Genomic DNA, 14,274 nt, shown 5'->3' with positions numbered 1-14,274 from the left:
CGTACGCGGGCCGACGATGCTCGCTCGTCAGCTCCCGCCGGCGCCGGCGGCGACCGGCGTCGTCGTTCCGCGCACCGCGACGATGGCGGACTCGACCACGGCGGCGGCGAGGGCGTCGATGACCGGCGCGGGCTGCCACTGCACCGGACCGTGGACGGCGATGTCGGCGAAGCCGTGCACCGCCGACCAGCACGCCCATTCGGCGTAGGGCCGCCGCTCCGGAACGAGGGCGCCGGCGTCCACCATCGCGTCGAGCGTGTCGAGGAGGAGCTGGAACGGCGCGACGACCTCGTCGTCGAGCGTGACGATCGCGGCGCTGCCCTGCGGGTCCTGCGTGGCGAACGCGAGCTCGAACCACCCGCGCTCCGCGCGCGCGAAGTCGATGTAGGCCAGGCCCACGCGGCGCAGCCGCTCGATGGATGCCTCGGCGGCCGGCAGCCCGGGCGGGGTCGCGTCGACGCGGGCGATGATCGCTCGGGCAAGGGCGAGCTGCGCCTCTGCGGCGACGGCGCGCACGAGGTGCTCGCGGTCGGCGAAGTGGCGGTAGGCGGCGTTGGGGGAGACGCCGACCGCACGGGTCACCTCGCGCAGCGAGACGGCGGCCGGACCACCCGTGCGGGCGAGGTGGAGGCCCTCGTCGATGAGCGCACGTCGGAGGTCTCCGTGATGATAGGTCCGCGTCTGTGCGGCCATTGCATCGCCTCCCCGCAATGTGTACGGTGTGAACATCCAAAGTACACGGTGTCCACATCGAGCGTAACGCCCTCGGTCGCGCCAGCCGTCGCCCCACGCGGAAGGAACCCCATGAGCCAGCCGACGTCCGCCTCGCAGACGAACGACGACCCGGCCCAGGCACCTCCCGGGCCCCGCACGATGCGCACGTTCCACCAGGTGCTCGCGAACACCGCGGTGGCGAATGTCACGTCGAGCTACCTCTGGTGGGCGCTCACGTTCTGGGCCTACCTCGAGACGCGCTCGGTGCTGGCCACCGCGATCATCGGCGGCTCGTACATGCTGCTCGTGGCGGTCTTCGGCGTCGTGTTCGGCGTGCTCGTCGACCACATGAAGAAGAAGGCCGTCATGGTCCTCTCGAGCGTGGTCACCCTCTCCACCTACCTCATGGCCGGCGCCCTTTACCTCGCCTTCCCCGAGAGCGTCCTCGTCGACTGGGGCGGGCCGTGGTTCTGGGTCTTCGCCGGCGTCATCCTCATCGGCGGGGTCGTCGAGAACCTCCGCAACATCGCTCTGTCGACGACCGTCACCCTGCTCGTCCCCGGCGACCGCCGCGACAAGGCGAACGGCCTGGTCGGAGCGGTCCACGGGATCGCCTTCATGGTGACGAGCGTGTTCTCGGGCCTGTCGGTCGGGCTCCTCGGCATGGGCTGGACGGTCGTCATCGCGATCGCAGCGACGGCGCTGGCGCTCCTCCATCTGTTCTTCGTGCACATCCCCGAGCGCGGCATCGCCCACGTCGAGGGCGAGGCGCCCAAGGGATTCGGCTTCAAGGGCGTGATCCCGGCGGTCATGATCGTCCCCGGCCTGCTCGCCCTCATCCTGTTCTCCACGTTCAACAACCTGGTCGGCGGCGTCTTCATGGCGCTCATGGACCCGTACGGCCTGACGCTGTTCTCGGTGGAGGTGTGGGGCATCATCCTCGGCATCACGAGCTTCGGCTTCATCATCGGCGGCGGCCTGGTCGCCAAGTTCGGCCTCGGCAAGAATCCTGTGCGCACGATGCTCCTCGTGAACATCGGCATCGCCTTCCTCGGCATGACCTTCGCGATCCGCGAGTGGTGGTGGCTCTATGCCGTCGGCATCCTCGTCTTCATGTGCCTCATGCCCATCGCCGAGGCGGCCGAGCAGACGATCGTCCAGCGGGTCGTGCCGTTCGAGAAGCAGGGACGCGTCTTCGGGTTCGCAGCCAGCGTCGAGTCGGCCGCGGCGCCGCTCTCGGCGTTCCTCATCGGCCCGATCGCGCAGTTCTGGCTCATCCCGTACATGAACTCGCAGGCGGGCCAGGACTCGCTGGGCTGGCTCCTCGGCCCGGGCGAGGCACGCGGGATCGCCCTGGCATTCCTCGGGGCGAGCGCGGTGCTGCTCATCGTCGTGCTGGTGGCCTTCATCTCCAAGCCGTACCGCGAGCTGTCGGCCGCGTACGCGGCGGCACCTCCGTCGCTGCACACCGAGGGTGACGACGCAGCGGATGCCTCGGCCGACGCGGAGCGCGAGCCGGTGCGGTCGCGCGAGATCGAGCCGGAGTCGGCGGCGGAGGCGCTCAGCCCGCAGCCGTGATGAGCGGCACGCGATACCTCTTGCGATAGGCAGCAGGGCTCAAGCCGGTCACGCGCTTGAACAGTCGCCGGAAGAACGCCGGGTCCTCGTATCCGATGTGCCAGCCGATCGCTTCGACGGAGTCCTCGGTGCGCTCGAGGCGACGTTTCGCCTCCTCGATGCGGATCCGCTGCGCGTACACGAGCGGGCTGACGCCCGTAGCATCCGTGAACCGTCGCTTGAAAGTGCGCTCGGCGAGGCCCGATCGCACGACCATCTGCTCCACCGGGGTCGCCACCGAGAAGTGGGTGCGGAGCCAATCTTGGGCGTCGGCCACCACCGCATCGCCGTGGTCGGATCGTCCTTCGAACACCATGTAGGGCGCGAGCCCGTCCTGATGCCACTGGAGTGCGAACATGCGGGCGGTCTCCTGGGCGACGGATGCCCCGGCGAAGCGACCTGTGAGGTACAGCACCAGGTCGTGCCATGTCGTCGACGCCCCGGAGGTGATCAGCTCGTCGCGGATTCCGGCGACCAGGAGCGCGCGCTCGGGGTGGATGCGCACGGCGGGATGCGCGGCCTGCAGATGCGAGGCGTAGTCGTAGTGCACGGTGACGTCGCGATCGTCGAACAGCCCGGTCTCGGCAAGCAGGAAGATGCCCGAACATGCCGAGCAGAGCAGCGCGCCCTGGTCGTGCATGCGCGTCGCCCACTCGACGATCTCGGGGTAGCGGCCGCGTTTCCAGCCGGCCGGCCCCAGCACGATCGACGGCACGATGACGATGTCGGTCCGGTCGATGTCGGCCACGCTTCGGGCCACAGGCACCGGCACGCCGCTGACGCCCATGAGCGGGCCCGCCTCCGTCCCGACGATCTGGGCGTGGAACGGAGGCGCGGCGTCCGGGTCTCCGATCCCCATGATGCCGAACGAGTTGAGTACGTCGAGTACGCCGAACATCGTGGCGACGCCCGTGTCGGGCAGCGCGACGACGCTCACGCTCATCGTCTGGTCTGACGTCATCGGGTCCTCCTGAGACCACATGGTGGCACGAATGGACCGAACGAGGGTCGGGATGCCTCTGAACCGGCGGCCGCGGCATCCCGAGCATGGAAGGACACCGATCCAACGGACCTGAAAGGACCGATGACATGACGACGACAACCGTGGACGAGACCGCCCTGCAGGCGTTCGTCCTGAAGGCAGTGGACGACCTCGGAGCGGGCTACCTGGGGGTGATGGTCAGCCTCGGATCGCGGCTGGGCCTGTACCGTGCGCTCTCCGAGAGCGGACCTCTCACCTCCGCCGAACTCGCCCGGACGACCGACTGCGCCGAGCGCTACGTCCGTGACTGGGCCGCATCGCAGGCGGCCGCCGGCTACCTCGTGTATGAGCCGACGGCGCAGACCTTCGCGCTCACAGCCGAGCAGGCGCTCGTGCTCGCGGACGAGACCAGCGCGGTCTACCTCCCTCCGGCGTGGAACGTGCCCGCCGCGATGTGGGCGGACGAGGCCAAGGCCCTTCATGCCTTTCGCACCGGCGAAGGCATCGCCTGGGGGGATCACGACCCCCGACTGGCGCACGGCACCGCCGCGTTCTATCGCAACGGTTACCGTGCGAGCCTGACCTCGCAGTGGCTGCCGGCGCTCGACGGCGTCGTCGCGGCCCTCGAACGCGGCATCGCCGTCGCCGATGTGGGGGTCGGTCACGGACACACGACCGTGCTGATGGCCGAGGCCTTCCCGAACTCCCGCTTCCACGGGTACGACAGCCACGCGCCGTCGGTGTCGGAGGCCCGTCGCAATGCTCGGGCGGCCGGCGTCGACGAGCGGACGACGTTCGCCCAGGTGCGCGCCGACGAGTACGACGTCCTCGGGTTCGGGCTGATCTGCTTCTTCGACGCGCTGCACGACATGGGCGACCCGCTCGGCGTGCTGCGTCACGCGGCGAAGTCGCTGAACGCGGACGGCACGCTGCTTCTCGTCGAGCCGAACGCCGCCGATCGCCTCGAGGACAACCTCACCGTCGTGGCGCAGACGTACTATGCGGCGTCGAGCATGATCTGCACGGCGCACTCGCTCGCCGACGGCGGTGAGCTCGTGCTCGGCGCGCAGGCCGGACCGGCCCGGCTCACCGAGGTGCTCAACGCGGCGGGCTTCTCACGCGTGCGGGTCGTGGCCGAGACGCCGTTCAACCTCATCATCGAGGCGAAGCGCTGATCCGAACCCCTCGACAGCGGCCTCTCCCGGCATCGGGAGGGGCCGCCGTCGTGCGCCGCTACGCTCGGACACGTGCCGCACGAGCTCGCTGATCCGGTCGTCGTGGAGTTCCCGCTCCGGGGCGACGGCTGGATGGCGGTCACCACCCCCGCAGCGCGCGTGCCGAGTCATGGCGTCGACATCCTCGGACAGCGCTACGCCTACGACTTCGTGAAGGTCGACGATCGGCCCGGGGTGCACGTCCACCCGACGTCGACCCTCGTGGCATCGACGGTCGGCGGCCGCACGGACGAGTGCTACGCGTGGGGAGCGACCATACACGCGCCCTTCGACGCGGAGGTGGTCGCCGCCGTGGACGGCGTCCCCGAGCGCGGGTGGATCAACCCCTTCCGTGAGGCGGCACGCCAGATCTGGAACGGGCTGACGTTCCGCCCGGAGAAGATCCCGTCGATCCTCGGCAATCACGTGGTGCTCCGCACGGGCGACGTGTACGCGGGCTTCGCCCACCTCGCCCCCGGCACTCTCCAGGTGTCCCCTGGCCAGCGCATGCGCACCGGCGACGTACTCGGCCGCGTCGGTCACACCGGCAACTCGACCTCGCCCCACCTGCACTTCCAGCTCATGGACTCGGCCGAGCTCATGAGCGCGCGCGGGATCGCGTGCGCGTTCGCGGCCTACGAGGTGCGGACCGCCGACGGCTGGGTCCGCGTCGAGCGGGGCATCCCCGGACCACGAGAGCGACTCCGGTCCGCCGGAGCGGACTAGCCTTCGTCGCCGTCCTCGAAGTCGGCCCATGCGGCGATGTCGATGCCGTGGTTGTCGGGCGACGCGATCGTCCACCAGTGCGGGGCATTCGAGCGGACGATCCTGCCACCGGCGGCGACCGCGGCGGCCACCCGCCGCTCGGCCACATCGCGCGGGACGGACACGTCGATATGCGTCCGTCCGCGCCCGGGCTTCGCGGGGTCGAGCTGGTGGAACCACAGATGCGGCCCTCGGCGGTGGGGATCCAGCGCGTCCTCGTCGCCGACGTCGTCGTAGCCGAGCGCGGCGGTCCAGAACGGGCGCGTGTCGACGCCGTCGTCCTGCGCCACTGCGATGCCCACCGTCTGGAGGTGGCTCGGGTCGGGCTCGAGCCCGAGCGCACGCGCTGCCCGCTGGATGCCGGCGGCGAGCTCGGCGTCGACCGGGCTCAGCGCGCCGTCCGACCGCGAGAAGGTGCGGACGGCCACGCCGTGCGGGCGCACGTCGAGATCGGGCGCATGACCCACCGCCGCCACGACGTCGGTGATCGCCGCGACCAGCGCCGCCGCCTCGGCGAACGACGCCGTGCGGTAGAACACGTGCGCGCCCCAGAACAGCACTCGCCAGTCCTCGACGCCCGGCTCGTCGTGGAAGCCCTTCGCAGTCATCCTCGCCGGACGCCCCGGCGCGGCATCCGATCCGGTCTCTTCGCTGGTGGACTCGTCAGCCATCGTCGACCTCCGCATCGTGGCGGGCGGTTTCGCCCGCGGCGCGACGATATCCCCGACCGCCGACACCGGCAAGGTCGACGAGCATTCGTTATCTCGCAGCCCGGCGCAGCGCGATCCGGGCCAGGATGGAACCATGATCCCGATCCCCACCGTGACCCTCAACGACGGCGTGGCCTTCCCCGAGCTCGGCCTCGGCACCTACAACCTCCGGGGCGAGGAGGGGATCGCCGCCATCGTCGCCGCGATCGACACCGGCTACCGGCTGCTCGACACCGCGGTCAACTACGAGAACGAGCGCGAGGTCGGTGAAGCGGTCCGGCGCAGTCCCGTCGACCGCGACGAGCTGATCGTGACGTCGAAGATCCCCGGACGCCACCACGGCTTCCAGCAGGCGATCGACAGCATCCGGGGCTCGCTCGGGATGCTCGGGCTCGATCGCATCGACCTGCAGCTGATCCACTGGCCCAATCCCAGCGTCGGAAAGTACGTGGAAACGTGGCGCGGCATGGTCGAAGCGCGCGAGCGCGGCCTCGTCCGCTCCATCGGCGTCTCCAACTTCACCGAGGCGATGCTCGCCGAGCTCGTCGATGCGACCGGGGTCACTCCCGCCGTCAACCAGGTCGAGCTGCACCCGTACTTCCCGCAGAGCGCCCTCCGCGCGTTCCACGCCGAGCACGGCATCCGCACCGAGAGCTGGAGCCCGCTCGCCCGCCGCAGCGAGCTCCTGCAGGAGCAGCTCCTGCAGGAGCTGGCGGTCGTGCACGACGCCACCCCGACGCAGGTCGTGCTGCGGTGGCACGTGCAGCTGGGCAGCACGCCGATCCCGAAGTCGGCCGGCCCCGACCGGCAGCGGGAGAACGCCGACGTCTTCGGCTTCACCTTGACCGACGATCAGGTGGAGGCGATCTCTGCCCTCGAACGGGGTCGCCTCTGGGACGGCGATCCCGAGACCCACGAGGAGATGTAGCCCCGCGCCCGCGGGCCACCGGACGCGGGCTAGAAGTCGGTGTGGCCGAGATCGGGCCAGGGGACGAACTCGACCGCCGCCGAGCCCGAGTGCAGCTCGAGTGCGATGATCTCGTTGCGTCCGGCCCGCAGGATCGAGCCGGGCACCGAGAGCGTGTGCTGCGGCCCGCGCGACCAGTACCGGCCGATGTTGAAGCCGTTGATCCAGACCACACCCTTGCCCCACGCGCGCGTGGCCAGGAACAGGTCGGCCGGCTCGTCGACATCGAACGCGCCGACGGCGAACACCGGGCCCGACAGGGCCGGGAGCGCCGCGTCGACAGGGGCGGCGGCATCCCGGACCGGCGACACGTCGGTGAGATCGAGCGCCTTCGCCTCCCAGCGATCGAGGGGGACGCCGTTGAGGAGAGCCGGCCCGATGAGGCCCTTCGCCTCGCCGATGCGTTCGCCGTAGTTCACCCGGCCCTGGTCTTCGAGGAGCACCTCGAGGGTGCCGCGTGCGTCGTCGGGGAGCGCAAGGGTCCGGTCGTGATGGTCGCGCGCGAGAACCCCGACGTGTCGCCCGTCGAGCGAGACGATCGCGCGGTCGCGCACCTCGCCGACCTCCAGCACGCCCGGACCGGCGACGTCGACCTCGGTGCGGTAGAGCGCGAAGCCGTCATACCGGCCGAGCTCGTCCATCGTGGGCACCCGGTCGTGGGAGCTCCAGGAGCCCAGTGACTCGGCCACGGTGCGCAAGGGCACGGAGCGGGTGAATCGGGCCGAGAGCTCGGGGGCGGCGGATGCCTCGGCCGGCGCCTCGTCGTCGGCGACAGGGTTGTGCCGTCGCAGGATCTCTCGGAAGGCCCAGTACTTGGCCGTCGGGTTGCCCGCCTCGTCCAGCGGGGCGTCGTAGTCGTAGCTGGTGACGATGGGCTGGTAGACGCCTTTGTCGTTCGCGCCGCTGGTGAATCCGAAGTTCGTGCCGCCGTGGAACATGTAGATGTTCACCGACGCACCCGCGGCGAGCAGGTCTTCGAGGTCCTTCGCGGACTCCTCGACAGGAGTCGTGTGGTGGTGCGCGCCCCAGCTGTCGAACCAGCCGTCCCAGAACTCCGAGCACATGAGGGGGCCTGTCGGCTGGTGCTCGCGCAGCGTGGCGAGCCGTTCGGTCGAGCGCGACCCGAACGAGGCCGTCTTGTGCAGGCCCGGGATGCTGCCGCCGTCGAGCATCGCGGGCTCGGGCTGGTCGACCGTGATGAACGGCACCGTGAAGCCGATCTCGCGGTTGAGGGCGACGAGCTTCTCGAGGTACACCGGGTCGGAGCCGTAGGCGCCGTACTCGTTCTCGATCTGGACGAGGATCACCGGCCCGCCCCGGTCGATCTGGCGCGGGACGATCACGGGTGCGAGCCGGCGCAGGTAATCGGCGACGGCGGCGAGGTACTGCGGCTCGTCGCGCCGCACGCCCACGCTGGGGTCGGTGAAGAGCCACGCGGGGAGGCCGCCGTTCGTCCACTCGGCGCAGATGTACGGGCCCGGCCGGACGATCGCGCGCATGCCCTCGGCGGCCACCTCGTCGAGGAAGCGGCCGAGGTCGAGACCGCCCGAGAGGTCGAACTCGCCCTCGTGTGGCGCGTGGGCGTTCCACGCGACGTACGTCTCGATGGTGTTGAGCCCCATCTGGCGCGCCTTGCGGATGCGGTCGCGCCACTGATCGGGGTGGACGCGGAAGTAGTGGAGCGCCCCCGCGAGGATGCGGAACGGCTGCCCGTCGAGCAGGAAGTCGTCGTCGCCGATGCGGAAGTCGCTCATCGAAATCGTTCTCTCGTGTCTGGTCTCGGTGTCGTGGCGTGGAGGAGGGGAGGGCGGATGCGGCGACCCGGGCGGGTCGCCGCATCCGCCCTCAGGGGTTCACTCGACGGTGAAGCCCTGCTGGTTGCCGTAGTCGATCAGCTGGTCCTGCCACGCCTGCAGGCCCTCGTTGAGGTCGCCGGAGTTCAGGTAGGACTGGCCCACCGTGTCGCCGTAGATGCTGTTCGCATAGACCTGGTACGGCAGGTACTGCCATCCGCTCGGCACGTTCTTCGCGGCGTCGACGAGCACCTCGTTGATCTTCTGGCCGCCGAAGTACTCGGACTCGGCCCCGAGGAACTCCTCGGACTCGAGCTCGGCCGTCGTGGCGGGGAAGCCGCCCGAGGCGAGGAAGACCTCGATCGACGCCGGGTCGGCGTTCAGCCACTTGAGGAAGGCCGCCGCGAGCGCGGGGTTCTTGCTCTGCTTGAGCACGACCTGGCCGCCGCCGCCGTTCTCGGCGGTCACCGGGGTGCCGTCGTAGGTCGGCATGGGGGCGACGCGCCAGTCGCCGGCGGCGTCGGGCACCGACGACTCGAGCACGCCGGGCATCCATGCGCCGGTGAGCAGGGTCGCGATCGTGCCGTCGCCCAGGGCGCGGTACCACTCGTCGCTCCAGCCGGGGGTGGTGGCCAGCAGGCCGCCGTCGACCAGGCGGTTCCAGCTGTTGGCCCACTTCTTCGAGCCCTCGTCCTGGAGGTCGATGCTCACGTTCGTGCCGTCGGCCGAGAACGGGCGGCCGCCGGCCTGCCAGATCATGCTCGTGGTGAAGCCGGCGTCGCCGGTGTCGGACGTGATGTACGCGTCGGGGTTCGCCGTGTGAAGCTTCTCGGCCGCCGCGACGTACTCGTCGTACGTCGTCGGAACCTCGATCCCGTAGGTGTCGAAGACCGTCGCGTTGTAGAACATCGCCATCGGGCCCGAGTCCTGCGGGAGGCCGTAGACGGCGTCGCCGACGGTGACCGCGCCCCACGGGCCGGGGGTGTACTGGTCCTCGAGGTCGGCGAAGCCGTACGGAGCCAGGTCGACCAGGGAGTCCGACAGCGCGAACTGGGGGATGGCGTAGTACTCGACCTGCGCGACATCGGGAGCGCCCGAGCCGGCGGTGATCGCGTTCTGGAGCTTGGTGTACTCCTCGGTGTTCGTGCCGGCGTTGACGAGCTTCACGTCGACGTTCGGGTAGGCCTCCTCGAATGCGGCGACCTGCGCCTCGGCGGAGGGCGTCCAGCTCCAATAGGTGAGCTCGCCGCCCTCTTCGAGCGCCGCCTCGAGCTCGTCGGCGCTGCCGCCGGCCGCGTCGTCAGAGTTTCCGCCCGATGCGCACCCCGCGAGGGTGAGACCGAGGGCGAAGACGGATGCTGTGGCCACCGCGACCGTGCGAAGGCGCCGTGAGCGTGTGATGGTCGACATCGTTGTTCCTTTCGTTGTTCACTCCGTTGTCAAACGGGTGGGCAGGACGCCCGTGGGAGCGGATGCGGATTCGAGCGGTGATCTCCCGGTCACTGCTTGACGCTTCCCGCGCTGAGGCCGGACTGCCAGAAGCGCTGGAGGACGAGGAAGGCGACGACGATCGGGATGATCGTCAGGAGCGACCCGGTGATCACGAGGTTGTAGATCGGCTGCGCCGCGACACCGCTCGCCTGCGCGCTCCACTGGCTGAGCCCCACCGTGAGCGGGTACCACGTGGGCTCGCTCAGCATGATGAGCGGCAGGAAGTAGTTGTTCCAGGTCGCCACGACCGCGAACAGCAGCACCGTGACGATGCCGGGGGCGAGCAGGCGCAGCGAGATCGTGAAGAACGTGCGGAACTCGCCCGAGCCGTCCATGCGCGCCGCCTCGAGCAGCTCGGTCGGCACGGCGTCGACCGCGTACGTCCAGATCAGGTACAGGCCGAACGGGCTGATGAGGGAGGGGAGGATGACCGCCCACGGCGTGTTCGTCAGTCCGAGCTGGCTGAACATCAGGAAGGTCGGGACGGCCAACGCGGTGCCCGGGATCGCGATCGCACCGAGGACGACGGCGAACACGGCGCGGCGGCCGGGGAAGTTGTACTTCGCCATGCCGTAGCCGGCGACCGTCGCCAGCGCCGTCGCCCCGCCCGCGCCGAGCACGACGTAGAGCAGGGTGTTGCCGAACCACTGGACGAAGATGCCGTCCCGGTACGTGAGCGTGTCCACGATGTTCTGCCACAGGTTGAAGTCCGAGCCGAACCACAGTCCGAACGACGAGAAGAGGTCGCTCTGGTCCTTGGTGGCGTTCACCAGCAGCCAGATGAGCGGAACGATCGAGTAGATGACGAACACGGCCATCACGATGGTCAGCACGACCGACTTGCGGTGACGCGACGGGGTGCGGCGCACGTAGTTCGGTCTGCGGCCGCCGGCGCGGCGGCGAGGCGGGGCGGTGAGGGTGGCGGTCTCGGTGGCCATGTCAGCGCACCTCCTGTCGGGAGCCGCGCAACTGCACGATGTAGGCGATGGTCGCCGTGATGATGCCCATGACGATCGCCACCGTGGCCGAGTAGTTGAACTGCTGGCCGGCGAACGACAGGTTGTAGGCGTACATGTTGGGCGTGAAGTAGCTCGAGATGACGTTGGGGGCGAGGTTCTTCAGCAGGTTCGGCTCGTTGAAGAGCTGGAAGCTGCCGATGATCGAGAAGATCGTGGCGATGACGATCGAGCCGCGCAGGGCGGGGATCTTGATGCCCGAGATGATGCGGAACTGACCGGCGCCGTCGATCTCGGCTGCTTCGTAGAGCTCGGTCGGCACCACCTTCAGCGCCGCATAGAAGATGAGCATGTTGTAGCCCATGAACTCCCAGGTGACGATGTTCCCGATCGAGGCGAGGATCCACTGGCCGCTGAACGGAAGGATGACCTCGGCGCCCAGGAAGTCGTTGATCGATCCGGTCAGCCCGAACTGGTTGCCGTAGATGAAGCCCCAGATGAGTGCGGCGACGACACCGGGCACGGCGTAGGGCAGGAAGATCGCGATCCGGAAGAACCCCGCGCCGTGCAGGCGCGCACTGTCGAGGGCGAGCGCCGCGACCAGGGAGAGTGCGAGCATGATCGGCACCTGGATGAGCAGGAAGAGCGTGACGCGCAGGAGCGACTCCCAGAACTTGGGGTCCTGGAAGAGCTGGCCGTAGTTCGCGAGACCCACGAAGGCCGTGCCGCCGACGAGCTGCTGGCGGAAGAGCGTGAGGATCAGCGCGTAGACGACGGGTGCGACGAGTACGGCGAGAAAGACGACCATGAAGGGCCCGACGAACGCCCAGCCGCGCCAGTCCCGCTTGGCACGGGACGACCGCCGTGGCAGCGGGCGTGCGGTGGGTGGTGCTGACGCCGTCGTCATGTCGAAGTCCGTTCGTTGACTCGATGGGCCATGTTTACGCGAACATGTCGTCGGTGAGCCTAGCATGTTTGCGTAACCATGCAAGACTGTCATCCACAATGGCGTATCGGGATCGGGGAGAGATGACGAGCACGGGACAGAGCGACGCCGCACGGCGGCGGCCGGCGTCCATGGCGGATGTCGCCCAGCACGCGGGCGTGTCGTCGCAGACCGTGTCGCGCGTGGCGAACGGGATGACCAACGTCGACGACTCCACGCGCGACCGCGTCCTCGCCTCGATGCGTGCCGTCGGCTACCGTCCGAACGGCGCGGCGCGGGCGCTCAAGTACGGCCGGTTCCACACCATCGGCGTCATCATGTTCACTCTCGAGACGCTCGGAAACGTGCGCACCCTGGACGCCATCGCGACCGAGGCCGCGGCCGCCGACTACACCGTGACCCTCATGCCGGTCCCCGATCCGACGATGGGCGCCGTGTCGGGCGCATACCGTCGGCTGAGCGAGCAGGCCGTCGACGGCATCATCATCATCTTCGAGGCATCCCTCCTCGACCGCGTCGAGATCACGCTGCCTCCGGGACTGCCGGTCGTCGTGATCGACTCCAACGCAGGGTCGGGCTTCGCCGTGGTCGACACCGACCAGGCTCTAGGCGCGCGCCAGGCCACCGAGCACCTCCTCGGCCTCGGGCATCGGCAGGTGTGGCACATCGCCGGCCCCACGTCGTCGTTCTCGGCCGGTCACCGCGCCGAGTCGTGGCGCGCGACGCTCGAGGCCGCGGGCATTGCCGCCCCGCCGCTCATCCACGGCGACTGGACCACCGACTCCGGCCACCGCGCGGCCCTCGAGCTCGCGACGCGCGACGACGTCACCGTGATCTTCGCCGCGAACGACCAGATGGCCCTCGGCGCGATGAAGGCCCTCCACGAGCTCGGTCGCGACATCCCCTCCGATGTCAGCGTCGTGGGCTTCGACGACATGGACGAATCGCGTGCGTTCTGGCCGCCGCTGACCACCGTGCGGCAGAACTTCCGCGAGGTGGGGCGCATCGCGATGGAGCGCCTGCTCGCGCAGATCGATGATCCGGATGCCGCGCCGCAGACGACGCTGATCCCGACCGAGCTCGTCGTGCGTGAGAGCAGCGGTCCCGCGCGCATCCGCTGAGGTGTGCGAGCAGCGGCTCGGACTCCGCTCGCGGGAGGGTGCCGGTGGCCCCTCGTCTCCGGGTCAGAGCAGCCTCGCCCCGATGAGATGCCCCGGGTTCGGGGCGCGGTCCGTCTCCGACGCGCCGGTGGTGGCGGCGTGTCCGGTCCGAGCCGCGCCCCGAACGAGCGACGACGCGGGGGTCAGGCGGTTCGTGCCAGCCATTGCGCGAACGTCTCGGTGCCGAGCGTCGCGTCGGGTCCCGGCAGCGCCAGACCGGCGCGCATCCCCTTCATCTGGGCACCTGGAAGGCTGATCGAGGGGATCCAGGCGCGGCTTCCGGCGCGTCGCGCGAACGCCTTCACCATCTCGTCCAGCTTCTCCTCGCGGGGCCCGGCGAGGTCGGCGGCGCGGCCCTGCGCCGCGCTCGTCGCGAGCGAGACCAGGTGTGCGCCGACCTCGCGCGCCGCGATCGGCTGCACCCGCGCGCGCGGCGCGATGTGGAGGGGTCCGACCTTCGCCCGCTCGAACAGCTGCCCGGCGAACTCGTGGAACTGCGTCGCTCGCAGGATCGTCCACGGCACGCCGGATGCCTCGACCACCCGTTCCTGCGCGACCTTGCCGGCGTAGTAGTCGTAGGGGATCCGGTCGATGCCGACGATCGACAGCAGCACGACGTGGCGCACCCCCGACCGCTCGGCGGCCGCGACGAGGTTGCCGGTGGCAGCCGTGAAGAAGGTCACGGCGTCGTCGGCGGAGAGCGTCGAGACGTTGGCGGTGTCGATGACGGCGTCGACCCCCTCGAGCGCCGCGTCGAGTCCCGCGCCGCTCACGAGGTCGATCCCCGCGCTCCGGGCCAGCACGACGGCCTCGTGTCCTGCGGCGCGGACGGCGTCGACGGTCGGAGCGCCGACCGTCCCGGTTCCACCGGCGATGGCGATTCTCATGGATGACTCCCTTCCGGAGCGATTCTCGCGCTCCTCCCTCTCCGACGACACAGCGCTTCAGAATGTGAGGTG

General features: G+C 69.7%; 13 protein-coding genes. 5 read left to right on the top strand and 8 right to left on the bottom strand.

From position 1 onward, the window contains the following. Positions 1–27: 27 nt before the first annotated feature. The gene (locus tag EER34_RS03275) at positions 28–693 is read right to left on the bottom strand and encodes a TetR/AcrR family transcriptional regulator (RefSeq protein WP_127473130.1); all 666 of its coding nucleotides are present in this window, start codon (positions 691–693) and stop codon (positions 28–30) included. Between the two features lie 111 nt (positions 694–804). On the opposite strand from EER34_RS03275, the gene EER34_RS03270 reads away from it, so the two are divergent. Beyond that, the gene (locus EER34_RS03270; RefSeq protein WP_127473129.1) at positions 805–2,292 is read left to right on the top strand and encodes an MFS transporter; all 1,488 of its coding nucleotides are present in this window, start codon (positions 805–807) and stop codon (positions 2,290–2,292) included. Here the strand turns inward: EER34_RS03270 and EER34_RS03265 are convergent. After that, on the bottom strand, positions 2,276–3,292 hold the full coding sequence (locus EER34_RS03265) for a GlxA family transcriptional regulator (protein ID WP_127473128.1): 1,017 nt from the start codon (positions 3,290–3,292) through the stop codon (positions 2,276–2,278). The genes EER34_RS03270 and EER34_RS03265 overlap by 17 nt on opposite strands. Before the next feature lie 128 nt (positions 3,293–3,420). Between EER34_RS03265 and EER34_RS03260 the strand changes: the two genes are divergently transcribed. Continuing rightward, the gene (locus EER34_RS03260; protein ID WP_127473127.1) at positions 3,421–4,488 is read left to right on the top strand and encodes a class I SAM-dependent methyltransferase; all 1,068 of its coding nucleotides are present in this window, start codon (positions 3,421–3,423) and stop codon (positions 4,486–4,488) included. A 72-nt stretch (positions 4,489–4,560) separates the two neighbouring features. Continuing rightward, the gene (locus tag EER34_RS03255; protein ID WP_127473126.1) at positions 4,561–5,253 is read left to right on the top strand and encodes a M23 family metallopeptidase; all 693 of its coding nucleotides are present in this window, start codon (positions 4,561–4,563) and stop codon (positions 5,251–5,253) included. Here the strand turns inward: EER34_RS03255 and EER34_RS03250 are convergent. Further along, the gene (locus EER34_RS03250; RefSeq protein ID WP_127473125.1) at positions 5,250–5,963 is read right to left on the bottom strand and encodes a VOC family protein; all 714 of its coding nucleotides are present in this window, start codon (positions 5,961–5,963) and stop codon (positions 5,250–5,252) included. The genes EER34_RS03255 and EER34_RS03250 overlap by 4 nt on opposite strands. A gap of 133 nt (positions 5,964–6,096) precedes the next feature. Here EER34_RS03250 and EER34_RS03245 point away from each other — a divergent pair, with 133 nt between their 5' ends. After that, complete coding sequence (locus EER34_RS03245; protein WP_127473124.1) at positions 6,097–6,930, top strand: aldo/keto reductase; 834 nt, start codon at positions 6,097–6,099, stop codon at positions 6,928–6,930. A 29-nt stretch (positions 6,931–6,959) separates the two neighbouring features. Here EER34_RS03245 and EER34_RS03240 read toward each other — a convergent pair whose 3' ends face one another. The 4 genes from EER34_RS03240 to EER34_RS03225 all read right to left on the bottom strand — a co-directional run bounded on the left by EER34_RS03240 (position 6,960) and on the right by EER34_RS03225 (position 12,116). After that, positions 6,960–8,723, bottom strand: a complete 1,764-nt coding sequence (locus EER34_RS03240; protein WP_127473123.1) for a glycoside hydrolase family 35 protein — start codon at positions 8,721–8,723, stop codon at positions 6,960–6,962. A 99-nt stretch (positions 8,724–8,822) separates the two neighbouring features. After that, positions 8,823–10,172 carry an ABC transporter substrate-binding protein gene (locus EER34_RS03235; protein WP_127473122.1) on the bottom strand — a complete coding sequence of 450 codons (1,350 nt, stop codon included), beginning with the start codon at positions 10,170–10,172 and terminating at the stop codon, positions 8,823–8,825. An 89-nt stretch (positions 10,173–10,261) separates the two neighbouring features. Then, entirely contained in the window at positions 10,262–11,191 is a 930-nt protein-coding gene (locus EER34_RS03230) for a carbohydrate ABC transporter permease (protein WP_127473121.1), read from the bottom strand. A 1-nt stretch (position 11,192) separates the two neighbouring features. Further along, complete coding sequence (locus EER34_RS03225) at positions 11,193–12,116, bottom strand: carbohydrate ABC transporter permease (protein WP_127473120.1); 924 nt, start codon at positions 12,114–12,116, stop codon at positions 11,193–11,195. Positions 12,117–12,238: 122 nt separating this feature from the next. Between EER34_RS03225 and EER34_RS03220 the strand changes: the two genes are divergently transcribed. Beyond that, positions 12,239–13,276: a LacI family DNA-binding transcriptional regulator gene (locus EER34_RS03220; protein ID WP_240642093.1), complete on the top strand. Its 1,038-nt coding sequence runs from the start codon at positions 12,239–12,241 to the stop codon at positions 13,274–13,276. 182 nt (positions 13,277–13,458) lie between these two features. On the opposite strand, the gene EER34_RS03215 is transcribed toward EER34_RS03220, so the two are convergent. Then, positions 13,459–14,202 (bottom strand): SDR family oxidoreductase, encoded by a 744-nt coding sequence (locus EER34_RS03215; protein ID WP_127473119.1) that lies wholly within the window; start codon positions 14,200–14,202, stop codon positions 13,459–13,461. Between the last annotated feature and the right edge of the window lie 72 nt (positions 14,203–14,274).

Source organism: Microbacterium sulfonylureivorans (assembly GCF_003999995.1).
Lineage (GTDB): Bacteria > Actinomycetota > Actinomycetes > Actinomycetales > Microbacteriaceae > Microbacterium > Microbacterium sulfonylureivorans.
Note: the sequence above shows the minus strand (reverse complement) of the source record. Positions and strands in the feature narration are given on the sequence as shown.